Below are 26,870 nucleotides of genomic sequence, written 5' to 3'. Positions count from 1 at the left end.
GGCTGCCTGGCCACGAAACCGCAGCCAGAGCAATCAAACAGGCGTTTGAAACATACGTTTACGCCAACCCCTTGTCAAGCGTTGCCAATCGGCCGGCTACGCCACCAGGTCGATGCCAGGCACCGTCATCTGGGGCTCGCCCAGGCGTCGGTACAAGTCAAGATTAGGTGCTGGTGGCGCGGCTTGCCGGCTCTGCTCGGTGTCTGTCTCCTGCGTTTGCCGTTCGCCGTCACGCGCCTTGCGCTCCTCGAGCGCGCTGACGGCTTCATCACGACGCAATTCGGCCAGTTCGACACGCGCTTGCGCGGCCTGTGCCTGAGCCAGAGCGGCTACACGCAGATCCTGGGGAGAGGGTTCGATGGGCGCGAGCGCGGCGCGCAGAACGATTTCCATCTTGCGCAAGGTCGCTTCGGGATCATTGGGGACGGGAGCGGTATCGATGCTGACCTCGCCGGAGACGGCGTAGCGCTGACCGTCAGGACCTCGCTTGAAGCTGTAGGTCGGTGAGCCGGCATATTGCCCGCCGACGGCAGCATGGGCCTGCTCATGGGTACGCACTTCACGATCGCGCTGAACCAGATCGGCGATCTCCAGCTGCTGCTGGCGTTGCTCCCGGGGGCTGGCTTCGGTGCTGTCGCCCGGCGAGTTGGTGGAGGAACGATCAGCTTCCTCGCGTCCGGAAGCGCTGGAGTTAGCCTGCTGCTCCTGCGGTTCGGTTACGGGCGCCAGGTCGGCACGGGTGATATCAGGCGAAACGTCGGACGAGAGAGGCCGAGCCGAAGTAATGGACGGCGCAGGGACGAAAGGCGGCAGGCTGTTGCCGATCTGCATGTGCTCCCTCCAGCCCCGTTGCAGGCCGTATCCGCGGCCGGGGATAGAACTACTTAAGCACGCGTGTCGATGAGCGTACCCAGCACCTCATCGGCGGTTTCCACCACGCGCGCATTGGCACGTACTTCATTCTCACCGACGCGCAAGGCGACCAGACTTTCTGCCAGATCAGGACGCGTCTGCTCGGCAGACTGCGGCGTAGGGTTCACCTGATTCTGCGGCGGAGTCAGGCTGGGCTGTTGCGGTTGGGTGACCGCATTACTGGCAATGTCACCGGCAGCCTGTTCGACGCGGCGTTGCCCGGCCTGAATGCCGTTCAAACCCGAACTGAATGCGTTGCTGGAGATTTCCATCGGCAGCTCCCAAGGGGAAATAAAACCTGATGCTGTGTATTGAAGCAGAAGTCGGCTAAAAAATGTACAGACAAAAGGCTATCGTCCGGTTGCTGTTTATTACCAGTCGACCAAACGCTGCAGATCGAGGTGCGGCGCCACCGCTGCAGCCGTCGCCTCTGTCAGATGCGGCACCCGTCCCAGGCACGGTGCAGGCAGTCGCTCACTCAGCGTCACCAGGTTTTCCTCCAGGCGTGAGGTTTGTGGGTCGACGATATTGGCGACCCAGCCGGCGAGTTCGAGCCCGTCAAGTTGGATGGCTTCGGCGGTCAACACCGCATGATTGATGCAGCCAAGCCGCACGCCGACGACCAGAATCACCGGTATTTTCAACGCCAAGGCCAGATCCGACAGGCACGCCTGCCCGGCCAGAGGTACGCGCCAGCCACCGGCACCTTCGACCAGGGAAAAGTCTGCATTTTTCGCCAGGATCGCGCGCACCGGGCTCGCCAGGCTGGCGACACCCAACTCGACGCCGACCTCGCGCGCCGCCAGGTGCGGAGCGATAGCCGGCTGGAACGCTCGCGGGTTGACCTCCTCGTAGCGTAACGGCAGCGAGCACTGCGCCAGCAGTGCCAACGCATCGTCATTACGCAACCCCTCAGCCGTTGCATGACAACCGGAAGCCACCGGTTTGGCCGCTGCCGTGCTCAAACCACGCAGGCGAGCGGCAAATAGCAGACCAGCGGCAATGGTGGTCTTGCCGATTTCGGTATCCGTACCCGTGACGAAGTAGGCGTGCGCCATGGCTATTGTTCCCTCCTCGCTTCTACGACTTTTTCTGCAACACGCCGTAAACCACCTGGTAGGTGGCAGGCAGCCCTGCGGGTTGGCGAAAACGCTCGTAAGCGTCGATCAACGCACGAATGCGCGCGCGCCCGGTCAGGCCGCCCGGGCGGCCAGGATTGAGGTTGTGCGCACCAAGATCCTTGAGCGACGTAGTCAGGCTGCGCAGGTCGAAAAAATGCAGCGTTTGTGCCTGGCGCTGCAGGGTCAGCACCTGCATGCCGCTGGCGACGCAGCTCTGCTGGTAGTTCTCGAACCGGCGGAACCGATTGACGTGGACGAAGCCGTCGACCGCCTGCCAGGCATCACGCAACTCCTGCAGGGTGCCGACGCACAGGCTGGAGAACGCCAGCACGCCACCAGGGCGCAACACCCGCTGTGCTTCGTTCAGCACGCGCGGGAAATCGGCGCACCACTGCAACGCCAGGCTGGAGAACAGCAGGTCGACGCAGGCATCCTGCAACGGCAAGGCCTCGGCGTCACCGGCGATGAAGTGCTCGGCACCACCCTGCGGCCTGGCGTGGCGCAGCATGCCTTCGGCGATGTCCACGGCCAACCCCGTTTCCTGCGCATAGCGCTCGCCGAGGGCACGGGTGAAATAACCCGTGCCGCTGCCCAGGTCCAGCCAGCGACGCGGCTGCAACGAAGCCGGCAGACGCGCCAGCAGCTGCGTGCCGACATGGCGCTGCAACTCGGCTACGGCGTCGTAGCTCGCCGCCGCCCGCGAGAACGACGCTGCCACCTGGCGCTTGTCCGGCAGAGCAACCGTGGCCACTTCGCCACCAGCACTCTGCGTGCGTTCGGAACACTCAGCCATTTTCAGACTCACGAATGAAATCCAGCATCAGCGCCGCCACGCTGTCGGCCTGCTCGTGCACGAAGGCATGACCACAACCCTCCAGCACATCCACCTCACCCGCCGGCAACAGCGCCAGCAGGGCGTCGCCTGCCGCCGCTGGCACCAGAGCGTCCAGCTCGGCCAGCAGATGCAACTGCGGGCCGTTCAAGGCAGACAGCGCAGCACGGTTGTCGAGGCTCGCCAGTACTTGCAGGCCAGCGAGCAATGCGGCCTCGTCATCCACAAGCAGATGAGTCTGCAACTGCCGCGACAAACCGCGCGCATCCGCACGGCCCTGGGCACAGAGCATGGCGAAGCGCTTGAGGGTGGCGCCGGCATTCGCCTGACAGCCCTGATAGAAGGCTGCGTAGGTATCTTGCGCCAGCGCCTGCGGCCAACTCTCGTTGGCCACGAAGCAGGCATTACTGGCCAGGGTGATCAGGCCGTAACAACGCGGGCCGCGCCGCGCCGCCAGGGCAGCAGCGAGCATGCCACCCAGCGACCAGCCGGCCAGCCAGCCCGTATCCGGCAGGCGCGCATCCAGCTCGTCGAGCCAGTCCCCGATAGACGCAGAGGACAGCCTGGGCAATGCGGCGACCTGCACCTGGCATTCGCCAGCCAGTGCATCCGCGAGGGGTTGCAGCACGGCAGCATCGAAGCCCCAGCCGGGCAGCAGAATCAGTTTCTCAGTCATCGCTGCACACCTGCGGCCAGCATTCGGCCAAGGCTTCCAGCAGCAGTTCGAGCTGGGCTTCGCTATGGGAGGCGGAGAGGGTTACGCGCAGACGTGCGCTGCCGGCCGGCACGGTTGGCGGCCGGATGGCGCCGACCAGCATGCCGCGCGCCTTGAGCAGCGCAGAAAGCTTCAGGGCACGGGCGCTGTCACCGACCAGGATCGGCTGAATCGGCGTCGGGCTGTCCATCAGATCCAGGCCGATGTCGCTGGCCCCCTGACGAAAGCGACTGATCAGTCGACTCAGATGCTCACGACGCCAGCTCTCGGTACGCAGCAGCTCCAGGCTCTTCAGCGTGGCGCAGGCCACGGCGGGCGGCTGGCTGGTGGTGTAGATGTACGGGCGGGCGAACTGGATCAGGGTCTCGATCAGCTCTTCGCTGCCAGCGACGAAGGCACCGGCGGTACCAAAGGCCTTGCCCAGGGTGCCGACCAGCACCTGCACGTCTTCCTGGCCCAGGCCGAAATGCTCGACGATGCCAGCGCCAGTCGCCCCCAGTGGGCCAAAACCATGGGCGTCGTCGACCATCACCCAGGCATCCTTGAGCCGCGCCTCGGCGCAAAGCGCCGGCAGGTCGGCCAGGTCGCCATCCATGCTGAACACCCCATCGGTGACCACCAGGCAGTTGCCACTGGCCTTGCGCAGGCGATTTGCCAGGCTGACCGCATCGTTGTGCAGGTAGCGCGAGAAGCGCGCGCCGGACAGCAGCCCGGCATCCAGCAGCGAGGCGTGATTGAGGCGATCCTCCAGCACGCTGTCACCCTGGCCGAGCAGCGCGGTGACGACGGCGAGGTTGGCCATGTAGCCGGTGGAAAACAGCAGTGCGCGCGGGCGCCCGGTGAAGGCGGCAAGCGCCTCTTCCAGCTCATGGTGAGGTGTGCTGTGGCCGATCACCAAGTGCGACGCGCCGCCACCGACGCCCCATCGCTCCGCGCCCTGCTGCAGCGCGCGAATCACCTCGGGGTGATTGGCCAGGCCCAGGTAATCATTGGAGCAGAAGGCCAGCAGCTCCTGGTCGTCAGCCCGCACCTGCGGCCCCTGCGGGGTCTGCAACAGCGGTCGGTGGCGAAACAGGTCGGCAGCCTGGCGCTCGGCCAGGCGTGCAGCAAGATCGAAAGACATGGCAGGCACCGGGGAACGGTGGATAACCACAAGCGGGTTATCCACCCTACGCATCACCTCAGGCGGCGTAGGGTGGATGACGCTTCAACCATCCACCTGGGAGATATCAGGCCGAGGCCGCGTTGTAGAACAGCTGGGAGTCGCGTTGCTCGACCAGGGCCTGCTCGATGGCCGCCTGGTGCACCTCGTCGGCATGTTCCTCGCGCTCTTCCGGCTTGATACCGAGGCGCTTGAAAAGCTGCATGTCCTTGTCGGCCTGCGGGTTAGCGGTGGTCAGCAGCTTCTCGCCGTAGAAGATCGAGTTGGCACCGGCCATGAAGGCCAGGGCCTGCATCTGCTCGTTCATCTGCTCGCGGCCGGCGGACAGGCGCACGTGCGACTGCGGCATCATGATGCGCGCCACCGCCAGGGTGCGGATGAAGTCGAACGGATCGACATCCCTCTCCTCGGCCAGCGGCGTGCCCTTGACCTTGACCAGCATGTTGATCGGTACGCTTTCCGGATGCTCGGGCAGGTTGGCCAACTGAATCAGCAGCCCGGCGCGGTCGTCCACCGACTCACCCATGCCGAGGATGCCACCGGAGCAGATCTTCATGCCCGCCTCACGCACGTAGGCCAGGGTCTGCAGACGCTCGCCGTAGGTACGGGTGGTGATGATGTTGCCGTAGAACTCCGGCGAGGTGTCGAGGTTGTGGTTGTAGTAGTCCAACCCCGCATCAGCCAGCGCCTGGGTCTGCTCCTGGTCCAGGCGACCCAGGGTCATGCAGGTTTCCAGGCCGAGCTTCTTCACCCCTTTGACCATTTCCAGCACGTAGGGCATGTCCTTGGCCGACGGGTGCTTCCAGGCTGCGCCCATGCAGAAGCGCGTCGAGCCGATGGCCTTGGCCTCGGCGGCCGCCTCCAGCACTTTCTGCACTTCCATCAGTTTTTCCTTGTCCAGGCCCGTGTTGTAGTGGCCGGACTGCGGGCAGTACTTGCAGTCCTCCGGGCAGGCACCGGTCTTGATCGACAACAGGGTCGAGACCTGCACACGATTGGGATCGAAGTGCGCGCGGTGTACCGTCTGCGCGTGGAACAACAGATCGTTGAAAGGCTGCTCGAACAGCGCGCGAACCTCTGCAAGGGTCCAGTCGTGACGGGCGGTGGTTGCTGCGGTTGCGCTCATGTGAGAAGTCCTTCGACGCTTGGTGGCATCTGTTTGAGGGGCATTCAGGCTCAGGCCATCATAAGTGGCAGCGGGATGCTGTCAACCACAACAAAGATACAGGCTTACAGCTGATCATATATTGATCAATCGAACTTCCATCATGGCATCTTGCCCAATGCCTATCGCCAATACAGGACGCTTGCATGCAGGTAGAAGGTTTTTTCGAAGGACTCGGCCAGGTACTGGGTCGCGCCATCCGTTTTATCGTGGACATGCTGTCCGGTGCGCTGGGTGCCGTGGCCGACGCATTCGACGACTTTCTCCATGGCCTGGCCAGCGCCATTGGCATGGACGTCTCGATTTTCAGCATCATCCTGCTGATCATCGGCCTGTTGTTCCTCTACAACGGCATACGCGCCCTGCTACGGCGCTCGATCATCGGCGGGATCATCTGGCTGTTCCTGGGGTTGGTGGTGATGGGCTGGTTGATTCGCTGAGGCCTGCTAGGCTCAGGGCTCCATCGCTCAAGGACGAGCCGCATGCCACTGTTCGATCTCTCCTCGCTACAACGCCCAGACTGGCTGCGCCTGAAGCGGCGCTGCCAGCTCTGCGATGAAGTCACCGATCACCCAACGCACAGAATCTGCACGGCCTGCGAAGCCGAATTGCCATGGCTGGGCGCGCATTGCCAAATCTGCGCAGTACCGCTGCAGGCCACAGGCCTGATCTGTGGCGCCTGCCAGAAAAAGGCGCCCAGCTTCACCCGCGTGGAAGCGCCGTGGCGCTACGGCTTTCCGATAGACAGCCTGATCACCCGCTTCAAGCATCAGGCGCAGTGGCCGCATGGCCGACTGCTCGCCGAGTTGCTGGCTGAACATCTGCGCCACGCCTATGACGAAGGCCTGCCCAGGCCGCAAGCCCTGTTACCGGTGCCACTGGCGCGCAACCGCCAGCGGCGCCGCGGTTTCAACCAGGCACAGATGCTCGCACACTGGCTCGGCAGCAACCTGCAATTGCCGGTGCAGAGCGACTGGCTACAACGCCCCATCGATACCCCCGCACAGCAAGGCCTGGATGCACCGACACGTAAACGTAATCTACGCCATGCCTTTGCGCTGCAAGTCGAAGCCAAGATCAGCGGCGCTCATCTGGCCCTGGTCGACGACGTGCTCACCACCGGCGCAACCGCCGAAACGCTGGCTCACCTGCTGCGCCGGGCCGGCGCCTCGCGTATCGACGTTTACTGTCTGGCCCGCACGCCACGCCCTGGCGATGGCTGACTTGACGCAACGGCGAGAGTGACGCACCGTGCCGGCACCATTTCCTGCCACGCCAGCACCATGTCGCAACTCGATTCCCTCGCGCAATTACTCAGTCGCCGTCCGAAACGCCTGGCCCTACTGGAGCAGATCGCCGCACAAGGCTCCATCACTCGCGCGGCCAAGGCTGCAGGGCTCAGTTACAAAGCGGCCTGGGATGCCATCGACGAACTGAACAATCTTTCCGAACAGCCGCTGGTCAGCCGCAGTGTTGGAGGCAAGGGCGGTGGCGGTGCACGCCTGACTCCTGCAGGGGAACGACTGCTGGCCCTGCATCAGCGCGTGCAGGCGCTGCAGGCGCAGTTGCTGCAGGCAGCCGAGGACGACGCCGACCTGCAACTGCTCAGCCGCCTGATGCTGCGCACCAGCGCGCGTAACCAGCTTGCCGGCCGTGTGCGCGCTATTCACCCCGATGGACATAACGATCTGATCGACATCGAACTGCCAGGCGGCAGTCTGCTACAGGCGCAAATCACTCACGACAGTACGGAAAACCTGCAGCTGGAACCGGGCAGCAACGTCGTCGCGCTGATCAAGGCCGGCTGGCTGGAACTGCAGTCACCGCAGGAGCCACGCGACGAGCACCGCAATGCCCTCGAAGGTCATGTCGAGCAGATTCTTCCCGCTGGCGACGGCCCCAGCGACGTGCGTATTGCCTTGGCCAATGGCCAGACGCTTTGCGCGCTGATCGATCCAGCTCGACTGACTGCACTGGGGCTGAATGTCGGTGACCCGGTCCGCGCACAGTTCGCCGCCAGCCAGATTCTGCTCGGCACACAACTCTAGAACGGAAGCCCGCCAATCCCAGCAAGGCCGGCGAGGCCCCCTGCGCCTCGCGCAAGCCGGTAGACTGGCCGCTCACTTGCGCGGAGCTGTTCATGAGCCATCCCTTTTCAACCCTCACCCCGGACCTGGTACTCGACGCAGTGGAAAGCCTCGGCTACCTCAGCGACGCCCGCGTACTGGCGCTGAACAGCTATGAGAACCGCGTTTACCAGGTCGGCATCGAAGGCGAGACCCCGCTGATCGCCAAGTTCTACCGTCCAGATCGCTGGAGTGATGCAGCGATCCGCGAGGAGCACGGTTTCAGCAACGAACTGGCCGAACATGAGGTTCCAGTCGTCGCGCCATTGGCCCGTGATGGCGAGACGCTGTTCGAACATGGCGGCTTCCGTTTCGCCCTGTTTCCACGTCGCGGCGGCCGCGCGCCTGAGCCCGGCAATCTTGATCAGTTGTATCGCCTGGGCCAGTTGCTCGGTCGCATGCATGCGATCGGCGCCAGCCGCCCCTTCGCTCACCGCGAGACCCTGGCCGTAGATAACTTTGGCCATGCAGCGCTGACGGCACTGCTCGATGGCGGTTTCGTCCCCCGCAGTCTGCTACCGGCCTACGAGTCGGTGGCGCGCGATCTGCTGGCGCGCCTCGATGAACTGTTCGCCCGCGTCAGCTACCAGCCCATTCGCCTGCATGGCGATTGCCACCCAGGCAATCTGCTGTGCCGCGACGACAGCTTCCATATGGTCGACCTCGACGACTGCCGCATGGGCCCGGCCGTACAGGACCTGTGGATGATGCTGGCCGGCGAACGTCACGAGCGCCTCGGCCAGCTCGCCGAACTGGTCGATGGCTACCAGGAGTTCCATGATTTCGCCGCCCGCGAGTTGCCGCTGATCGAGGGCCTGCGTGCCCTGCGCCTGATGCACCACAGCGCCTGGATCGCAAAGCGCTGGGACGACCCGGCCTTCCCCCTGGCTTTCCCCTGGTTTGCCGGCGAGCGCTACTGGGGCGACCAGATCCTCGCCCTGCGCGAACAGCTGGCGGCGCTGGACGAAGAGCCGCTGCGGCTGTTCTGAGGCATCGTTCAGATGCCCTCATGTAGGGTGCGCCGTGCGCACCGATGCGGGCGATGCCGAACGGTGAGCAGGTGTATCCGGAACGGCTGGTGCGCACGGCGCACCCTACCTGGACGGCGACCCGGGGCGCCGTTCCCGGATGCACCGGGCTACGTACAGGGTCGACCGATACAGTTGCGCGCGCCGCGTAAAATTTGCCTTACGACTTTGCCGCTGCCCCGCACGCAGAAAAACCTGAACGAACAGACAAGCGCTGGGCCTGAGGACTAGAATTTCGCGGCTACCTCCAACCGCCTCACCAAGGATCCTCGATGGCCACCGCCAACCCGCAGCGCGGGTACATTCTCGGCCTTACCGCCTACATCATCTGGGGCCTGTTTCCCCTCTACTTCAAAGCCCTGCAAAGCGTACCCGCGATGGAAATCGTCGTTCATCGCGTGCTCTGGTCCGCGCTGTTCGGTGGTCTGCTGCTGCTCGTCTGGAAACACCCTGGCTGGTGGCGCGAGCTGCGTGACAACCCCAAGCGCCTGGCAGTACTCACCGGCTGCGGCCTGCTGATCGCGACCAACTGGCTGGTGTACGTCTGGGCCGTGAACAACGAGCGCATGCTCGAGGCGAGCCTGGGCTATTACATCAACCCGCTGATCAATGTCCTGCTCGGTCTGCTGATTCTCGGCGAACGCCTGCGCCGCCTGCAGTGGCTGGCCGTCGGCCTCGCCGCACTGGGTGTGTTGCAGCAGCTGTGGCAGGTCGGCAGCCTGCCCTGGGTGTCGCTGGTGCTGGCGCTGACCTTTGGTTTCTACGGGCTGATCCGCAAGCAGGCTCCGGTTGCCGCCCTGCCCGGACTGGTGGTGGAGACCTGGCTGCTGCTGCCGGTAGCGTTGGTCTGGTTGGCGCTGCACCCTGCGGCGATGAGCAGTCAGGCCAGCTTCTGGACCGGCAGCGAGGCACTCTGGCTGGCGGCAGCCGGCCCGATCACCCTGGTACCGCTGGTGTGCTTCAACGCCGCAGCACGGCATCTGCCCTACACCACGCTGGGCTTTCTGCAGTACCTGGCACCGACGCTGGTGCTGCTGCAGGCGATCTTCCTCTTCGACGAACACTTCGCCCCCAGTACCCTGCTGGCCTTCACCTGCATCTGGGCCGGCCTGTTTGTATACAGCCTGGATATCTGGCTGAACCTGCGCAAACGCTCTCGCGATTGACCAATGCTGCGCCGTCCCCACGCCCCTGTACCGGCGTATCTGCGATACCGGGCGAGGTGCATCATGCGGGGGCTCTGAGCAGAAAACGTGCAAACCTCCCCGAGCCTCGTCAGCCTTGGGGTTGCGCCTGTCACGCCCGGCTTATCCACAGATCCATCCCCGGCATCTGTGCACAAGCCTTTGATTCTGCTGTTTTTTTAGCCAGACAATGAAAAACCCCGGCGCACTAGGGAGTGCGCCGGGGTTCCCCAGCTTATCCACAGGCTGATCCACGCAGGCCGTGGATATTCCGTCGGTCAGTCTTCGGCGCGCAGGTTCAGCTCGACCATCAGATCGTCGGCCAGGGTTTCCAGGCGTGCCTGCAACTGTTCCAGCTCCAGCGTATCGGGCACCGCCAGCAAGGCCTCCGCCGTGAACAGCAACTCGCCGCTCATTGGCGCTGGTGCCACCTCCGTCAGCAGGTTCTCCAGGTTGACGCCCTGCTCGGCCAGGACGCGGGTGATATCACGCACGATGCCAGGCCGATCATTACCCACCAGTTCCAGGCGAATCGAGGTGAAGCGCCCACCTGGCTCACTGCCACTGGCCGCCAGTTGTACGCGAATACCCTGGGCGTTCAGCGCTTCGAGTTCCTTGATCAGGCTGCCATGGGCCTCGGCCGGCACATCCACCCGCACTATTCCGGCGAACTGACCGGCCATCCGCGCCATGCGACTCTCCAGCCAGTTGCCGCCATGTTTCGCCACGCAACCGGCGAGGCGCTCGACCAGGCCCGGTTGATCCTCGGCAATCACCGTCAATACCAAATGGTCCATCTACTGCCTCTCTTTCATGTCATGCCAATAGGGTCAGCGGTTCAGCGCCAGCCAATAGGTAAAGAACTGTTCGTCACGCACATAACCGAGTCGCTCATAGAGGTGCTGTCCGGCCAGATTGGTTTTCGCCGTTTCCAACTGCAGACCACAGGCTCCAGTCGCCTCGGCATGGGCGCGAGCGGCATTCATCAAGGCCTCGCCTACGCCGCGGCGGCGAACGCTCTTATCAACATACAGATCGCTGAGCAACCAGGCCGGTTCCAGTGCCAGGGAGGAATGAAAGGGATACAGCTGCACGAACCCCTGCGCCACGCCGTGCTCGTCACGGGCGATGAACAACCGCGAATCACCGAGCTGCAAACGCGCGCCGAGAAAAGCCGCGACATCGGCTCGATCGCGCGGCACCTGATAGAAATGCAGATAGCCGGCGAACAGGCGAGAGAGGTCGGCAAGATCGGCAGTCGTGGCGGCGGAAACCGTCATGGCAGGCTCCAGAATGCGTGCAAGGCAGTATAGGCGAGGTAGCGCGTAGGCCATATTGGCGCTGTTGTCAGTAGCCAGACCAATTAATCGTGTACGTTTTTACATTTTTTATGAAACAATAGTGAAGTTTTTTGCACACATAGCGTATTCGACGTGACCGAGAATAGTCTTTTGGTCGCAGTCTGACGCCTAGCCACTGCATTTCCCCAGAATCTTGATGTAGTATGCCGCGCCACGAACTACAAGACGGCCAGACCGTCTCCGACGAGCCTCTCTGAAAGCGCAGGCGATGACCACGCAGGTCGTTTTCAGAGAAGCCCGAAGCGGCTATTGAGTAAAGCTCAGAGAGTGAGGCAAGTGATGACTGAACGCGTTCAAGTCGGTGGCCTGCAGGTCGCCAAAGCCCTGTACGACTTCGTGAACAACGAAGCCATTCCCGGTACCGGCATCGCTGCCGACAACTTCTGGGCCGGTGCCGCTGCGGTCATCAAGGACCTGGCACCGAAAAACCGTGCCCTGCTGGCCAAGCGTGATGAGCTGCAGGCGCAGATCGATGCCTGGCACCAGGCGCGTCAGGGCCAGGCTCATGATGCCGCTGCCTACAAAGCGTTCCTGCAAGAGATCGGCTATCTGCTGCCGGAGCCGGAAGACTTCCAGGCCACCACGCAGAACGTCGACGAAGAGATCGCCCGCCTGGCCGGCCCGCAGCTGGTGGTGCCGGTGATGAACGCGCGCTTCGCCCTCAACGCCTCCAACGCCCGCTGGGGCTCGCTGTACGATGCCCTCTACGGCACCGACGCGATCAGCGAAGAAGGTGGCGCCGAGAAGGGCAAGGGCTATAACAAGGTCCGTGGCGACAAGGTCATCACCTTCGCTCGCGCCTTCCTCGACGAGGCCGCGCCGCTGGCTGCCGGTTCCCACGTCGACTCCAGCGCCTACAAGATCGTCGACGGCAAGCTGGTCGTCAGCCTCAAGGGCGGCAGCAACACCGGCCTGCGTGACGATGCGCAACTGGTTGGTTTCCAGGGTGACGCCAGCGCGCCGGTAGCCGTGCTGCTCAAGCACAACGGCCTGCACTTCGAAATCCAGATCGATGCCTCCAGCGCCATCGGCAGCACCGACGCCGCCGGCGTGAAAGACGTGCTGATGGAAGCGGCGCTGACCACCATCATGGACTGCGAAGACTCCGTCGCCGCCGTCGATGCCGACGACAAGGTCGTGGTCTACAAGAACTGGCTGGGCCTGATGAAAGGCGACCTGGCCGAGGAAGTGTCCAAGGGCGGCAGCACCTTCACCCGCACCATGAACCCGGACCGCGTCTACACCCAACCAGACGGCTCGGAACTGACCCTGCATGGTCGTTCACTGCTGTTCGTGCGTAACGTCGGCCACCTGATGACCAACCCGGCCATCCTCGATGCCGAAGGCAACGAGGTCCCTGAAGGCATTCAGGACGCGCTGTTCACCAGCTTGATGGCGGTGCACAACCTGATCGGCAACACCACGCGCAAGAACACCCGCAGCGGCAGCGTGTACATCGTCAAACCGAAGATGCACGGCCCGGAAGAAGTCGCCTTCACCAGCGAGATCTTCGCCCGTGTCGAGGATGTGCTGGGCCTGGCCCGCAACACCCTGAAAGTCGGCATCATGGACGAAGAGCGCCGCACCACCGTCAACCTCAAGGCCTGCATCAAGGCGGCCAGCGAGCGCGTAGTGTTCATCAACACCGGCTTCCTCGACCGTACCGGTGACGAGATCCACACCTCCATGGAAGCCGGCGCCGTGGTGCGCAAGGCCGCCATGAAGAGCGAGACCTGGATCGGTGCCTACGAGAACAACAACGTCGACGTCGGCCTGGCCACCGGCCTGCAGGGCCGCGCGCAGATCGGCAAGGGTATGTGGGCGATGCCGGACCTGATGGCCGCCATGCTCGAGCAGAAAGTCGCGCACCCGCTGTCCGGCGCCAACACCGCCTGGGTCCCGTCGCCGACCGCCGCCACCCTGCATGCCCTGCACTACCACAAGGTCGACGTGTTCGCGCGTCAGGCCGAGCTGGCCAAGCGTACCCCGGCGTCGGTGGATGACATCCTGACCATCCCGCTGGCCAAGGACACCAACTGGTCAGCGGAAGAAATCCGCAACGAGCTGGACAACAACGCACAAGGCATCCTCGGCTACGTGGTGCGCTGGATCGACCAGGGTGTCGGCTGCTCCAAGGTGCCGGACATCAACGATGTCGGCCTGATGGAAGACCGCGCCACTCTGCGTATCTCCAGCCAGCTGCTGGCCAACTGGCTGCGCCACGGCATCGTCAGCGAGGCGCAGGTGGTCGAGAGCCTCAAGCGCATGGCGCCGGTGGTAGATCGTCAGAACGCCAATGATCCGCTGTACCGCCCGATGGCTCCGGACTTCGACAGCAACGTCGCCTTCCAGGCCGCGCTGGAGCTGGTCGTCGAAGGCACCAAGCAGCCCAACGGCTACACCGAGCCGGTGCTGCACCGCCGCCGTCGCGAGTACAAGGCCAAGAACGGTCTGTGATACCCGCGTAGTGGGTATGAAAAAACCGCCCTCCGGGGCGGTTTTTCATTGGGCAGTCGCGGCTGAAGCCCCTCCCACGGGCGCGAATGTTGTGGGAGGGGCTTTAGCCGCGACCTAGGCGCTAGCGCTTGGCCTGCGCCGTCTTGTCCAACGACACGCCAGTGCTGTTGCCCAGCAGGCTGGCGGTTGCGGTCTGTACGAAGGCCGACAGCTTGCGCTCCAGGTCAGTACGCGCCTGGGCATCTTCGATCACCTCGGCATGTGCCTCGTGCCCCAGCTGGTAGCGATAAAGACGCGCCTCACGGTCACGCGGTTTGACCAGCAAGCGGTCGCCACTCACCAGCCCCACGGTCTGGTCACTGCCGGACGGTTTGATCATCGCCACCCCCGCATCATCCGACGGCAGCGCCAGTAGATCACGGCCCCAGCACTGCTCCTGCACCGGCAAGCCGAGGCGCCCGACGATGGTCGGCACCACGTCGATCTGGCTGCCGACAGTGTCACGACTGCTGCCGAAGGTCTGCTGCACGCCCGGGCCGATCATCAATAGCGGAATGCTGAAGCGTGACAGGTCCATCTCGCTGATCTGCTCGTCGTTGCCGAAACCATGGTCGCCCAGCACCACGAACAGAGTGTCCTTGAAATACGGCTGCTGGCGCGCTTTGGCGAAGAACTGGCCGAGCGCCCAGTCGGCGTAGCGCATGGCGGTCAGGTGCTCGTCGAGCGAGCCGTGGCCAGTGACACGCTCGACCGGCAGGTTCTCCGGCAGGGCGTAGGGCGTGTGATTGGAAAGTGTCTGCAGCAGTGCATAGAAAGGCTTGCCCTGGCGCCCCAGCTTGGCAAGCTCGTCTGCTCCACGGCTGAACATGTCCTGGTCGGAGACGCCCCAGGTCGGGTCGATGAACACCGGGTCGACGAAGTCCTCGCGGCCGACGAAGTTGCGCATGCCCTGGTTGGCGAAGAAGCCGGACTGGTTATCCCAGGCGAAGCTGCCGTTGTAGACGTAGACGTCATCGTAGCCACGGGCACTGAGCAGTTGCGGCAGCCCGGAAAACTGGTGGCTGCCCTCGGGCATGCGCATCAGGTACTCGAACGCCGGCAGGTTGGGGAAGCAGGCCATCGTGGCGAACATGCCCTGATGGGTGTGGGTGCCGTTGGAGAATACGTGCTGGAACAGCAGACCCTGCTTGGCCAGCGCATCGAAGTTCGGGGTGATGCCATCCTGGTTGCCCATCGCGCCGATGTAGCGCCCCGCCATGCTCTCCATGAGGATCACCACCACATTGCGCACCTGCGGTAGCTGACCTTCGGCCGGCGGCGTGTAGATACGCCGTACAGCAGCCTGGTCGGCATCGATCAGGCGGTCACGCGGGGTCAGCAGCAACTCGCGAGTCACTTGCCGGGCTTCGGCCTCCGGCAGAGTCGCCTTCCAGCTGTTGTCACGGTGATCGGAGAAGTAGTTGCTGGCGGCATTGGCCAGGGTCAGCGTGCCATTGAGGCCCAGGTGATTGGCGAACATCGAGTCGGTGGTGTAGGCGTCGCCCCAACGCAGCGGCGGACCGGAGCGCAAGGTGCCACGCGCAGCAACGACGCAGACCACCAGGAACATCACGAACACCGCACTGCGCGCTGGCCAGTGCGGTACCGCGGCGTTCGCGCGCGCGCGGGTGGCGCGTTCGATGCGGCGAAACAGCCAGGCCAGCAATACGCTGGCCAGAGCCCAGACCAGCAGCAGGCGCAGCACCGGGAACCCGTTCCAGATCATGCTGGCCACGGTACCCAGATCTTCCTGCATGTACTGGAACACCAGGCTGTTCAGGCGCTGATGGAATTCGCGATAGAAGTTCAGTTCGACCACGGCGAAGAACAGGCACAGGCTGGTGGCGAGGGTCAGCCAGGCCACGTGCAGACGACGCGCACCCATCGCCCGTACGCTGAGCAGCGCCAGGGTCAGCGGGATGCACAGATAGACGATCAGGCGCAGGTCGAAACGCGCACCATTGAAGAACGCTTCGGCGAAGGTGCTGGCTGGCGTCGTACCGATCAGCGCGTGGTTATAGGCCAACAGTCCCAGTCGGGCCAGCGCGAAGAGCAACAGCATGCATAGCGCGCTGCTGAGGATGAATGCCAGATGACTGCCAATGCTGACCTGAACGGTGGCTCGGGCAGCGGGGGTGGATGACTGCATGGTAGGCCTTGCGGGTTGCGGAACAGGAGGGCTGACGAAGTCTGCCTGGCGGGAAGTCAAAATTTCGTCAAGGCCGCGTAACCAGGCGCTGGCAACGCACCCTACTTAGGTGCAATGGGCAAAAAGGCCGAGCCGGGCCACACTGAAAGCATCCCGGAAGCGCGAGGCGCAAGCCCATGAGCAAGGCCGACGCAATGGCCGATGCGGGCAAAACTGCGGTGCTGCAGAACATCCACGGCACCATGGAGTTCCTGCAGAAGTTCCCCCCTTTCAACCAGATGGACACCGCCCATCTGGCCTTTCTGGTCGAGCACTGCCAGTTGCGCTTCTATGCCGAGGGCGACTCGATCATCAAGCCCAGCGACGGCCCGGTCGAACACTTCTACATCGTCAAGCAGGGCCGCGTGCATGGGGAACGTCCGCATAGCGCCAGGCGTGGCACGGAAACCACCTTCGAGATCACCGCTGGCGAGTGCTTTCCGCTGGCTGCCCTGATCGGTGAGCGTGCCACCCGTACCGAGCACCTGGCCGCCGAGGACACCTTCTGCCTGCTGCTGGCCAAGCACGCCTTCATCAAACTGTTCGCCGTCTCCAACCCACTGCGCGACTTCGCCCTGCGCGGCGTCAGCAGCCTGCTCGACCAGGTCAACCAGCAGGTGCAATTGCGCGCCGTGGAAACCCTCGGCGCGCAATACTCACTGGACACGCGCCTGGGCGAACTGGCCATGCGCCAGCCCATTGGTTGCGCGCCGCACACGCCGCTGCGTGAGGCCGTGCGGCAGATGCACGAGCAGCACGTGGGCAGCATCGTGGTGCTGGATCCGGCAGAAAAACCGCTGGGCATCTTCACCCTGCGCGACCTGCGCCGGGTCGTGGCTGATGGCGCCGATCTGGGCCAGCCGATCGAGCAGTTGATGACGCCCAACCCCTTCCACCTGCAACCGGACGCCAGCGCCTTCGACGCCGCCATCGCCATGACCGAGCGGCATATTGCCCACGTCTGCCTGGTACAGAACGAGAAGCTCTGCGGGGTCATTTCCGAGCGCGACCTGTTCAGCCTGCAGCGCGTCGATCTGGTTCATCTGGCCCGCACCATTCGTCACGCCGGCAAGGTGGAAACCCTGGCCGGACTGCGCAGCGACATCCGCCTGCTGGTCGATCGCATGCTCGCTCACGGCGCCAGCTCGACCCAGATCACCCATATCGTCACCCTGCTCAACGACCACACCGTATGCCGGGTGATCGAGCTGGCCATCGAAGAAATGGGCGATCCGGGTGTACCTTTCACCTGGCTGTGCTTCGGCAGCGAAGGCCGTCGCGAGCAGACCCTGCACACCGATCAGGACAACGGCATCCTCTTCGAAGCCGCCGATGCAGCCGAGGCGGCGGCCATTCGTGGGCGTCTGCTGCCGCTGGCCAGCGAGATCAACCAGCGCCTGGCGCAGTGCGGCTTCACCCTGTGCAAGGGCAATATCATGGCGGGCAACCCGGAGCTGTGCCTGTCCCGCCAGGAGTGGTCGCGGCGCTTCGCCGGTTTCGTCAACGAAGCGACACCGGAGAATCTGCTGGGCTCGTCCATCTACTTCGACCTGCGCACCATCTGGGGCCCGGATCAGGGCTGCGAGCAACTGCGCGAAGAACTCCTCGAACGTGTTCGCAGCAACAGCCTGTTCCAGAAAATGCTGGCCGAGAACGCCCTGCGCCAGCGCCCGCCGGTCGGCCGTTTCCGTGACTTCGTGGTGGCCCGTTCCGGCGCTGACAAGGATACCCTCGACCTCAAGGTGCAAGGGCTGACCCCCTTCGTCGATGGTGCCCGCCTGCTCGCACTGGCCAACGGCATCAGGGCGGTCGGCACGCTGGAGCGCTTGCGCGCACTAGTGGCCAAGGGGGTGATCGACACGCTGGATGGCGCGGCCTACGAAGAGGCCTATCATTTCATCCAGCAAACCCGCATGCAGCAACATCAGTTGCAGGCTCGCGACGAACTGCCCTACTCCAACCGGGTCGATCCGGACCACCTGAATCACCTGGACCGGCGTATTCTGCGCGAGTCCTTCCGCCAGGCTCAGCGACTGCAGAGCAGCCTGGCCATGAGGTATCAGCTATGAGCAAGTTCACCTGGTTCACCGGCCGCGGCCCGGCCCTGACCCAGCAACAACTGCAACGTCGTCAGGCGCTGAGCGCACCGGCGCCGCTGGACGAACGTCCGCTGCACCAGCAGCGCTTCGTCGTGCTCGACCTGGAAACCACCGGCCTGAACATGCGTCGCGATCTGGTACTGGCCATCGGCGCAGTAGTGATCGACAACGGCGCCATCGACTTCGCCGAACAGTTCGAGTGCACCCTGTGCCGCCCCGATCACCAGGCCAGCGCCAGCACCCTGATCCATGGCATCGCCCCCAGCGAAGTGGCGCGTGGCGCCGATCCGGTCGAGGCGCTGCTGGATTTCATGGAGTTCCTCGGCAGCAGCCCGGTGCTGGCCTTCCATGCCGGTTTCGACCAGCGCATGCTGGCCCGCGCCCTGCGCCAGAGCCTGGGCTATCGGCTGCAACACAACTTCTTCGACGTCGCCGAGATCGCTCCGCTGCTTTGCCCGCAGGCACGCGTGCGTCACGGCGGCCTGGATGACTGGATCGGCGAATTTGGCTTGCAAGTGCAGCAACGCCACCACGCCAGCGCCGATGCCCTGGTCACCGCCGAACTGGCCCTGATGCTGTTCAGCAAGGCCCGCCGCCAGGGCATCGACAGCCTCTGCGAACTGGAGCGTCAACTGGCCAGCCGACGCCGTCGCCAGCACGCCATGTAGTACCCTCCCCCGGCGCATCGCCCGCAAGCGGGCTTCTACAGATGCGCAGCGGCGCGGCAGACATCGCGGCTAAAGCCGCTCCTACGGATTCGTGCTCGCATGCATCCGTGGCTGGCGCTTCCTCACACCGCACAAACTGTCCAGGTGGGAGGCGCGTTTATCGCGGCTAAAGCCGCTCCTACGGGTTTGTGGCTGCCGCGGGCTGCGTATCGCTCTTGTCATCCACCGGCCGAAAACCTACAGATCGCGCATCAGCAAACCGTACTCCGGCGACACCTCTGTTGGTAGCGGCAGGTAGAGCACGTGGCCGTCACCCGGCGCCACCGACTGCGCCTGACCCTGCCGGTTCTGCAACTGCTCCAGGGTGAAACGCAGGTTGCCTTGCGGCGTCATCAGCTCCAGGCCGTCACCGACCGCAAAGCGATTCTTCACCCGTACTTCGACCAACTCGCCACGGCGCTCGCCGGTCAGCTCACCCACGAACTGCTGCCGCTCCGACACGGAACTGCCGCGCTCGTAGTTCTGGTATTCATCATGTACGTGGCGGCGCAGAAAACCCTCCGTATACCCACGATGGGCCAGTGATTCGAGGCTGCCGAGCAGGCTCGGGTCGAAGGGTTTGCCCGCCAGCGCGTCGTCGATGGCGCGGCGATAGACCTGCGCCGTGCGCGCCACGTAGAAGTGGCTCTTGGTACGCCCCTCGATCTTCAGCGAATGCACCCCCATCTGCACCAGGCGCTCGACATGCTGCACAGCACGCAGATCCTTGGAGTTCATGATGTAGGTGCCGTGCTCGTCCTCGAAGGCAGTCATTTCATCATCCGGACGGCCCGCCTCCTGCAGCACGAAGGCCTGAGTGGTCGGTGCGCCCTGGCCCAGGGTCGGGTCGACCACGCGTACGATATCGCCCAGTTCGTTCTCGGTCGCAGGCGTGGCCTGATACTGCCAGCGGCAGGCATTGGTACAAGTACCCTGGTTGGGATCGCGGCGATTGATGTAGCCCGACAGCAGGCAACGGCCGGAATAGGCCATGCACAGCGCGCCATGGACGAACACTTCCAGCTCCATGCCCGGCACCTGGCTGCGAATTTCCCCGATTTCCTCCAGCGACAGCTCACGCGAGAGGATCACCCGCGTCAGCCCCTGCTGCCGCCAGAACTCGACGCTGGCCCAGTTCACCGCGTTGGCCTGTACCGACAGGTGAACCGGCATCTGCGGATAGTGCTGGCGCACCAGCATGATCAGCCCCGGGTCGGACATGATCAGCGCATCCGGCGACATCTCGATCACCGGCGCCAGATCCTTGAGGAAGGTTTTCAGTTTGGCGTTGTGCGGGGCGATGTTGACCACCACGTAGAACTGCTTGCCCTGCGCATGGGCCTCGGCAATGCCCAGGGCCAGGTTGGCGTGGTCGAATTCGTTGTTACGCACGCGCAGGCTGTAACGCGGCTGCCCGGCATACACCGCGTCGGCGCCATAGGCGAAGGCGTAGCGCATGTTCTTCAGGGTGCCGGCCGGCGACAACAGTTCGGGAAAACGGGGCATGACCGCGAGCTCGAAAATTAAGGGGCTGGCGATTCTATGCAGATGCACCGCGCAGGCATTGACCTGGGTCTATGCGCAGGTGGAAAGGCCTGTGCAACCGGCCCCGCCGGCGGCTCGGCGGGACTGGCGGCAACCTTCACTGGCAGGTCAGGCGGTAGAGGGTTCCGCTTTTGTCGATGCGTTTGAGCTGAGCCAGTTGCGGCTGTTTCTGCTCATCCAGCGGCAGCAGTTCACCCGTCTCGCAGTTGAGCAGATGCGCCTGATGCGAGACATGGTCGATGTGCTGCTTCTCGAAGCGATAGAGCATGAACTCCGCCACCTGTGCGTCCGCAACCTGCTGGCGCACGACGCTCTTGGTGTCGAGCACGGTGAAGGCCGTGGTGATGGGTACAAAATAGCTCCAGGGCCGCCAGAGCACCTGCCCCTCCTCGGTCGCTACCACGACCGACTCCTTCGGCTGGCGCTGCTGCTGGTGCTCGAACCAGGCGTACTCGTACGACACCTGGTAACCCAGCATCCCCAGACCGCCAAACAGTGGAATGATCCACCGCGGCAGCTTGTTGCGCGTCAGTTTGCGCAGCAACAGGGCAATACCGGCAGCGCCAAGCCCTGAAACCACGATGGCAAGCAAAGTCCACAACATACGACTGTTCCCGAAAAAAGAAGGGCCTCCAGTGGAGGCCCGTCTACAGACCCTGGACCATCGAACGATGGCGTCAGGCCAGGATTATGCTCAGTGGCTCAGAGCGGCACCAGCACCTTTGGGAGTACGCACGCTTTCCACCAGATCCTGGATTTCCTGCGGCGGCTCGGCGGTGACCATCGACACGCCGTAGGCCACGACGAAGTTGATCAGCGCCCCGACAGTACCGAAGGAAGCCGGGGAGATCCCCATGAACCACTGATCCGGCGTGTTCGGCAGGCTGTTGGTGCCCGGAATGAAGAACCAGCCCAGGTAGGTGAAGATGTACACCAGGGTGATAGCCAGACCGGCAACCATGCCGCAGATCGCGCCCTTGTCGTTCACGCGCTTGGAGAAGATCCCCATCATCAGCACCGGGAACAGCGAGGCAGCGGCAATACCGAAGGCCAAGGCCACCACCTGCGCAGCAAAGCCTGGCGGATTGAGCCCCAGATAGGTCGCCAGCAGGATCGCGCAGGCCATCGATATCCGCGCCGCCATCATCTCGTTCTTTTCACTGATCTTCGGATTGATCAAGGTCTTGATCAGGTCATGACTGATCGCCGAAGAAATCGCCAGCAACAGCCCTGCTGCCGTGGACAATGCAGCTGCAATGGCACCGGCGGCGATCAGACCTATGACCCAGCCTGGCAGGTTGGCGATTTCCGGGTTGGCCAGTACCAGGATGTCGTTGTTGACGGTCAGCTCGTTACCGTTCCAGCCACGCTCCTGAGCGGTCGCGGTGAAGGCAGGCGCTGCGTCGTTGTACATCTGGATGCGGCCGTCGCCGTTCTTGTCTTCCCACTTGATCAGACCGGTGGTTTCCCAGGTCTTGACCCACTCCGGACGCTCTTCATAAGACAGCGCAGGTGCCGAGGTACCTTCCGGGTAGATAGTGGTCATCAGGTTCAGACGCGCCATGGAGGCCACAGCCGGAGCGGTGAGGTACAGCAGCGCGATGAAGATCAGCGTCCAGCCAGCGGACCAGCGGGCATCGGCCACGCGCGGTACGGTGAAGAAGCGGATGATCACGTGCGGCAGACCGGCAGTACCGATCATCAGCGACATGGTGAACAGCACCATGTTGAGCTTGTTGTCGACGTCCGCGGTGTAGGCAGCGAAGCCCAGGTCACGCACCACGGCATCGAGTTTCTGCAGCAGCGGCAGACCGGACTCGGCATGATCACCGAACAGGCCCAGCGGCGGGATCGGGTTACCGGTCAGCTGCAGGGAGATGAAGATGGCCGGGATGGTGTAAGCGATGATCAGCACCACGTACTGCGCCACCTGGGTGTAGGTGATGCCCTTCATGCCGCCGAATACGGCGTAGGCGAACACCACGGCAGCAGCGATCCAGATACCGGTCGAATTGCTCACTTCGAGGAAGCGCGAGAACGCGACACCGGCACCGGCCATCTGGCCGATCACGTAGGTGACGGAGATGATCACCAGGCAGATCACTGCAGTCAGACGCGCACCACGGCTGTAGAAGCGGTCACCGATGAAGTCCGGCACGGTGAACTTGCCGAACTTGCGCAGGTAAGGCGCCAGCAGCATCGCCAGCAGCACGTAGCCACCGGTCCAGCCCATGAGGAAGGTTGAATTGGCATAACCACCGGCGGCGATCAGGCCCGCCATGGAAATGAAGGAAGCTGCGGACATCCAGTCGGCGGCTGTCGCCATGCCGTTGGTGACCGGATGGACACCACCGCCTGCGACGTAGAATTCCTTGGTGGAGCCGGCGCGCGCCCAGATGGCGATACCGATGTAGAGCGCGAAGGACGCACCTACGAACAGCATGTTGATTACGAACTGGCTCATGACCTACTCCTCGACGCCGAATTCTTTATCGAGCTTGTTCAGTCTCCACGCGTAGTGAAAGATCAGGCCGATAAAGAAGAGGATGGAGCCCTGCTGGGCGAACCAGAATCCGAGGTCGGAGCCACCTACCGAGATCCCCGCGACCATGGGGCGCAGAATCATGGCGAATCCGTAGGAAACCAGCGCCCAGACGATCAGGCTCCAGGTGATGAGCCGCACATTGGCCTTCCAATAGGCCGCGGCATTTGCTTTTTCAGAAGTCATAGACGCCTCCGGTTATTGTTATTCTGATGCACCTTCAAACTAGCAGCTGGCCAGCAAAAGCCGACAGCTAGACATTGGTATTAGCCGAAGAGCGTCATGCCTGCTCGTCTGGGTGAGGCATGTGAGGCACGGTTGGAAAAAGGGGGCTCTATCGCCACTGCCGCGAAGGCGCGAGCCCAGAAAATCCGCGCGAGCCAGGTCGTAGCCCGGATGCAGTCCGGGGCGTGCAGGAACATCTCGCAGATCGCTTACAGGGCACGCGCTGCCCGTTCATAGAGGGTCGGCAACCAGTTCTATCGGCAGCAGATAGCGATCTTCGCCGTACTCGATGGAGAACTGGGAACGCTGGCTGCTTTGCTCGACAGCCTGGCACTCGCCTGCGACCTCAGCAGTACGGCGCCCGGTATCGGTCAATTTGAGCAACAGCGCTCGATAGCCATCGTGCCCTGGTCGCTCGGTGATGATCACCACGCCCTTGGTCTCGCTGAAGTCTCCAGCGCAGGTGGTATCCCACTCACTCCAGTATCGATACACCGGCAGTTCCGCAAGCAATGGCCGCACGCCCTGAGCCTGCAGCTCATACAAATGCAGCTGCGTTTCACTGAAGGAGTTGGCACGCGAGCTATTCTCACGCGAGATTCGCAGTCCAAAGGCCAGATCATCTCCACGCAGGCGATAAGGCGCAGTGTCGAAAGCCAGGCCGGCGACGTAGATCGCATCCCAATCCAACAGATGGGGCTCGATCAGGCGAGCCACTAGGGCTTGCCTGACGTTATCCAGAACGAGTATTTCAAGGTCCGTCTGGCCGTAATCACGCTGCGCCTCGCGCACCAATGGCACGGCAATCAAGGTCAGTTGCGGCCGCGCCGGCCAGACCTTGCAGACGCTTTGCCCGGCATCCACCCGATAGGCGCCGCGTCCGTCCTCCAACCAGGCCCCGCCTTCCTGTCCTGGGTAAGCCTGCTCCAGCCAGGCTGGCAATTGCGCCGAGCAGTCAGCGGCCAACGCCGCGTTGGCCGTCAACAAGCAGGCCAGGCCTGTAGCCAGTGCGAATTTCATCCCTGATGTCCTCCCTTACAACTCGCGGCGAGTCTACGCCGGCGCATGACCATTGCCCATGACGCGCATCGCGAAACAGCCAGGCGATACGCAGCGCCAACAAACGCCCCGCACGCGCCTCCTCACGCAAACCGACATGCCCGCTCATGGCCGATACCACAGGCGCATGAAAGCAATCGCCAGCAGCAGACCGACTTGCCCCAACGCCGCGCACAGCGACAGGAAAGAGCGCAGCGAGCCATTGCTCGCCGCATCCTGAATGCCGGTCAGTGCGCTCCAGAAGCCTGCTGGCAATACCATCAGGCTGAGGCTGGCAAGCGGCTTACCGGTCAGCAGCAGACCGTCGATGACGTCGAACCAACCGACGAACATCAGACCGATCAGGATCATTACCGCAATGACCAGACCAAGGCCCAGGCAGGCGGAAAACTGTACGAGAACACGCATGATGTCATCTCCAGCGAAGCGGCGCGGCCAGAGCCGCGCTCATCAGATTCAGGCTTGCGCAGCGTTGCGGCCGACGCCGTACCAGTCCAGTTTGCGGGTCAGCACCATCACGCTGCCGAGTACGCCGAACACCAGCAGCGAGCCCATCAGCAGGGCGTAATCCTCTGCACTGAGCAGGCCGTAGAGCATCCCGTAGAGCGCCGCCAGCAGGGCAGCGAAGCCCAGACCGCGCCGCCAGCTGTGCAGCACGTGGCTGACGTAAAAACCGATCAGGCCGACGCAGGCAACTGCGGACAGGCCATATGCCAGGGCGAATGGCAAGTGTTCGGCAAGTGACAGCAGCAGTAGGTAGAACAACGCCAGCGACAGACCAACCAGGGTGTACTGCACCGGGTGCACGGCCAGGCGCTTGAGCACTTCGAAGAGAAAGAACGCGGCGAAGGTCAGGGCGATGAACAGCAGCGCGTATTTGATCGCGCGGTCGGTCTTCAGGTACTGGTCGACCGGGTCGACGAAACTGACGCCGAAGGTGCGGCCAAACAGCCCCTGACAACGTTCACCACTCACGCAGTCACGCAGCGCTTCCTCCAGGTTGGTGGCAAAGAAGCTGGTCTGCCACTCGGCCGAGAAGCCCTTGGCATCGATACTGCGACGGCTCGGCAGGTACTCGCCGACGAAGCTCGGGTGCGGCCAGTCAGACTTCAGACTGACGCGGCTGTCACGCCCGACCGGCACTACCGAGAGCTGCTCGGTGCCCTGCAGTTTGAGATCGAAGGCGAATTCCAGACTCTGCCCACCCTGTGGATCGAGCGCCGGTATCGGCGCATGCACGCCCGCGCCGAAACTGTCGTCACCGCTACCAGGAGCGAAGCTCAATGTCTGGCCATTCATGCGCAACTGCAGATCATTGCTGATACCGCGAATGTCGCTGATGCCCACCGAGAGAAAAGGCTTCTCGAAGCGATAGAAACCCAGCTCGTCCCCCAGACCCAAGCGCGACGGCAAACGGAATTGCCCACTGACCTGGCTGTCGCTGCGGTACAGACGCGCCTGGTAGATACCACGCGCACGCAATTCGGTATTGACCTGCCCTTCGAGCACGAAGCGCTCCGGCAGGAAGTACAGACGGCCACGGCGTTGGCGCTCTTCACTGTAGCGCTCGCCCGTCTTCTCGTTGGTTTTCCACTCATGAGTGGTCTTGATGTAAGGCACGACGAGAATCGGCCCGGTAATCTGCTGGCGATAGCTGGAACTGCGCGCAATGTCCTGCAGCACCTCGTGGCGCAGGCCCTGGCGCTCATCGACCAGGCCATCGATCATCAGCAGGGGAATCATCAGTAGCAGAATCAGCAGGGCGATGGCGCCCAGCTTGAAGCCCAGGGAACGGCTCATGGTACGGCTCTCCGTAGCAAGTGAAGGTACGGCAGAGTCTGGGCAGCGACGATGGGGGACGTGTGGGTGCAGCGTGGAGATTGTGTGGAGATTGGATGAAAGAGAAAGGGCGCCGATTGAGTGCGCCCTTTCTAACTGCAGTGCGGCATAAGACTGCTCCCGCGAGATGAATGGCCGAATCAGCTGATACGGCCGGCGCCTACGCGGTCGGCACCGTCTTCGGCGACACGGAAGCGCTCCAGCGTACGCTCGGTACCGCCTTCGGCAACGCGGTTCGCACCGACTCGCTCTGCACCACCTTCGGCTACACGGTTCGCCCCTACGCGATCCGCACCATCCTCAGCAACGCGGAAGCGTTCCAGCGTACGTTCGGTACCGCCTTCGGCGACGCGGTTCGGGCCGACGCGCTCTGCACCACCCTCAGCGACAACGGGGGCTGCGGACTGCTGAGTAGTGACTTGCGGCAAGGCAAAAGCACTGGCGGACAGGGTGGCGATGACAAGGCCGGCGAGGATTTGCTTTTTCATGTTCGTTCTCCTGAAAGGGGGTGAGCAACTGGCTACGGTTGTCATGTTACGCACGGCCCAGAACGGCAAAAGGCAC

Annotated in this window: 26 protein-coding genes; 8 read left to right on the top strand and 18 right to left on the bottom strand. The window is 63.3% G+C overall.

What is annotated here, in order from left to right:
• Positions 1-96 precede the first annotated feature (96 nt).
• From ACJRW5_RS14920 to bioB, 7 genes are all read right to left on the bottom strand, one after another.
• Complete coding sequence (locus ACJRW5_RS14920) at positions 97-831, bottom strand: putative metalloprotease CJM1_0395 family protein (protein WP_484571287.1); 735 nt, start codon at positions 829-831, stop codon at positions 97-99.
• 53 nt (positions 832-884) lie between these two features.
• Positions 885-1,184 carry a hypothetical protein gene (locus ACJRW5_RS14915; protein ID WP_484571286.1) on the bottom strand — a complete coding sequence of 100 codons (300 nt, stop codon included), beginning with the start codon at positions 1,182-1,184 and terminating at the stop codon, positions 885-887.
• A 99-nt stretch (positions 1,185-1,283) separates the two neighbouring features.
• Positions 1,284-1,970, bottom strand: coding sequence for a dethiobiotin synthase (bioD, locus tag ACJRW5_RS14910; RefSeq protein ID WP_484571285.1), 687 nt, complete (start codon positions 1,968-1,970; stop codon positions 1,284-1,286).
• Positions 1,971-1,992: 22 nt separating this feature from the next.
• Positions 1,993-2,826 (bottom strand): malonyl-ACP O-methyltransferase BioC, encoded by an 834-nt coding sequence (gene bioC, locus ACJRW5_RS14905; RefSeq protein WP_484571284.1) that lies wholly within the window; start codon positions 2,824-2,826, stop codon positions 1,993-1,995.
• The gene (locus tag ACJRW5_RS14900) at positions 2,819-3,541 is read right to left on the bottom strand and encodes an alpha/beta fold hydrolase (protein WP_484571283.1); all 723 of its coding nucleotides are present in this window, start codon (positions 3,539-3,541) and stop codon (positions 2,819-2,821) included. The genes bioC and ACJRW5_RS14900 overlap by 8 nt, the downstream gene beginning before the upstream one ends.
• A complete protein-coding gene (gene bioF / locus ACJRW5_RS14895; RefSeq protein ID WP_484571282.1) occupies positions 3,534-4,703 on the bottom strand; it encodes an 8-amino-7-oxononanoate synthase in 1,170 nt (389 codons plus the stop codon). The genes ACJRW5_RS14900 and bioF overlap by 8 nt, the downstream gene beginning before the upstream one ends.
• Positions 4,704-4,809: 106 nt before the next feature.
• Positions 4,810-5,868, bottom strand: a complete 1,059-nt coding sequence (gene bioB, locus ACJRW5_RS14890; protein WP_484571281.1) for a biotin synthase BioB — start codon at positions 5,866-5,868, stop codon at positions 4,810-4,812.
• Between the two features lie 185 nt (positions 5,869-6,053).
• Between bioB and ACJRW5_RS14885 the strand changes: the two genes are divergently transcribed.
• The 5 genes from ACJRW5_RS14885 to rarD all read left to right on the top strand — a co-directional run bounded on the left by ACJRW5_RS14885 (position 6,054) and on the right by rarD (position 10,227).
• Positions 6,054-6,347, top strand: a complete 294-nt coding sequence (locus tag ACJRW5_RS14885; RefSeq protein ID WP_484571280.1) for a hypothetical protein — start codon at positions 6,054-6,056, stop codon at positions 6,345-6,347.
• Positions 6,348-6,389: 42 nt separating this feature from the next.
• Positions 6,390-7,130, top strand: coding sequence for a double zinc ribbon domain-containing protein (locus ACJRW5_RS14880; protein WP_484571279.1), 741 nt, complete (start codon positions 6,390-6,392; stop codon positions 7,128-7,130).
• Between the two features lie 60 nt (positions 7,131-7,190).
• Positions 7,191-7,955 (top strand): TOBE domain-containing protein, encoded by a 765-nt coding sequence (locus ACJRW5_RS14875; protein WP_484571389.1) that lies wholly within the window; start codon positions 7,191-7,193, stop codon positions 7,953-7,955.
• A gap of 92 nt (positions 7,956-8,047) precedes the next feature.
• A complete protein-coding gene (locus tag ACJRW5_RS14870; RefSeq protein WP_484571278.1) occupies positions 8,048-9,022 on the top strand; it encodes a serine/threonine protein kinase in 975 nt (324 codons plus the stop codon).
• Between the two features lie 311 nt (positions 9,023-9,333).
• Entirely contained in the window at positions 9,334-10,227 is an 894-nt protein-coding gene (gene rarD / locus ACJRW5_RS14865) for an EamA family transporter RarD (protein WP_484571277.1), read from the top strand.
• Positions 10,228-10,523: 296 nt separating this feature from the next.
• Here rarD and ACJRW5_RS14860 read toward each other — a convergent pair whose 3' ends face one another.
• Both ACJRW5_RS14860 and ACJRW5_RS14855 read right to left on the bottom strand, forming a co-directional pair.
• The gene (locus ACJRW5_RS14860; protein WP_484571276.1) at positions 10,524-11,042 is read right to left on the bottom strand and encodes a glycine cleavage system transcriptional repressor; all 519 of its coding nucleotides are present in this window, start codon (positions 11,040-11,042) and stop codon (positions 10,524-10,526) included.
• A 33-nt stretch (positions 11,043-11,075) separates the two neighbouring features.
• The gene (locus ACJRW5_RS14855; protein WP_484571275.1) at positions 11,076-11,525 is read right to left on the bottom strand and encodes an N-acetyltransferase family protein; all 450 of its coding nucleotides are present in this window, start codon (positions 11,523-11,525) and stop codon (positions 11,076-11,078) included.
• Between the two features lie 360 nt (positions 11,526-11,885).
• Between ACJRW5_RS14855 and ACJRW5_RS14850 the strand changes: the two genes are divergently transcribed.
• On the top strand, positions 11,886-14,063 hold the full coding sequence (locus ACJRW5_RS14850; RefSeq protein WP_484571274.1) for a malate synthase G: 2,178 nt from the start codon (positions 11,886-11,888) through the stop codon (positions 14,061-14,063).
• Positions 14,064-14,184: 121 nt separating this feature from the next.
• On the opposite strand, the gene ACJRW5_RS14845 is transcribed toward ACJRW5_RS14850, so the two are convergent.
• Positions 14,185-16,251: an LTA synthase family protein gene (locus tag ACJRW5_RS14845; RefSeq protein ID WP_484571273.1), complete on the bottom strand. Its 2,067-nt coding sequence runs from the start codon at positions 16,249-16,251 to the stop codon at positions 14,185-14,187.
• Positions 16,252-16,427: 176 nt separating this feature from the next.
• On the opposite strand from ACJRW5_RS14845, the gene ACJRW5_RS14840 reads away from it, so the two are divergent.
• Positions 16,428-18,359 (top strand): putative nucleotidyltransferase substrate binding domain-containing protein, encoded by a 1,932-nt coding sequence (locus ACJRW5_RS14840; protein ID WP_484571272.1) that lies wholly within the window; start codon positions 16,428-16,430, stop codon positions 18,357-18,359.
• Positions 18,356-19,057: a 3'-5' exonuclease gene (locus tag ACJRW5_RS14835; RefSeq protein WP_484571271.1), complete on the top strand. Its 702-nt coding sequence runs from the start codon at positions 18,356-18,358 to the stop codon at positions 19,055-19,057. The genes ACJRW5_RS14840 and ACJRW5_RS14835 overlap by 4 nt, the downstream gene beginning before the upstream one ends.
• A 237-nt stretch (positions 19,058-19,294) precedes the next feature.
• On the opposite strand, the gene trhP is transcribed toward ACJRW5_RS14835, so the two are convergent.
• The 8 genes from trhP to ACJRW5_RS14795 form a co-directional block, all read right to left on the bottom strand.
• Entirely contained in the window at positions 19,295-20,602 is a 1,308-nt protein-coding gene (gene trhP, locus ACJRW5_RS14830) for a prephenate-dependent tRNA uridine(34) hydroxylase TrhP (RefSeq protein WP_484571270.1), read from the bottom strand.
• A gap of 136 nt (positions 20,603-20,738) precedes the next feature.
• On the bottom strand, positions 20,739-21,245 hold the full coding sequence (locus tag ACJRW5_RS14825) for a hypothetical protein (protein WP_484571269.1): 507 nt from the start codon (positions 21,243-21,245) through the stop codon (positions 20,739-20,741).
• Between the two features lie 90 nt (positions 21,246-21,335).
• Positions 21,336-23,105, bottom strand: coding sequence for a sodium:solute symporter family protein (locus ACJRW5_RS14820; protein WP_484571268.1), 1,770 nt, complete (start codon positions 23,103-23,105; stop codon positions 21,336-21,338).
• A 3-nt stretch (positions 23,106-23,108) separates the two neighbouring features.
• Positions 23,109-23,369 (bottom strand): DUF4212 domain-containing protein, encoded by a 261-nt coding sequence (locus tag ACJRW5_RS14815; protein ID WP_024309801.1) that lies wholly within the window; start codon positions 23,367-23,369, stop codon positions 23,109-23,111.
• Positions 23,370-23,639: 270 nt separating this feature from the next.
• On the bottom strand, positions 23,640-24,428 hold the full coding sequence (locus tag ACJRW5_RS14810; RefSeq protein ID WP_484571267.1) for a PA3715 family protein: 789 nt from the start codon (positions 24,426-24,428) through the stop codon (positions 23,640-23,642).
• 144 nt (positions 24,429-24,572) lie between these two features.
• On the bottom strand, positions 24,573-24,875 hold the full coding sequence (locus ACJRW5_RS14805; protein WP_484571266.1) for a hypothetical protein: 303 nt from the start codon (positions 24,873-24,875) through the stop codon (positions 24,573-24,575).
• Between the two features lie 48 nt (positions 24,876-24,923).
• A complete protein-coding gene (gene creD / locus ACJRW5_RS14800; protein WP_484571265.1) occupies positions 24,924-26,267 on the bottom strand; it encodes a cell envelope integrity protein CreD in 1,344 nt (447 codons plus the stop codon).
• A 179-nt stretch (positions 26,268-26,446) separates the two neighbouring features.
• Entirely contained in the window at positions 26,447-26,794 is a 348-nt protein-coding gene (locus ACJRW5_RS14795) for a phage infection protein (RefSeq protein ID WP_484571264.1), read from the bottom strand.
• Between the last annotated feature and the right edge of the window lie 76 nt (positions 26,795-26,870).

The organism is Pseudomonas pichavaramensis, from assembly GCF_050473265.1.
GTDB lineage: Bacteria > Pseudomonadota > Gammaproteobacteria > Pseudomonadales > Pseudomonadaceae > Aquipseudomonas.
Note: the sequence above shows the minus strand (reverse complement) of the source record. Positions and strands in the feature narration are given on the sequence as shown.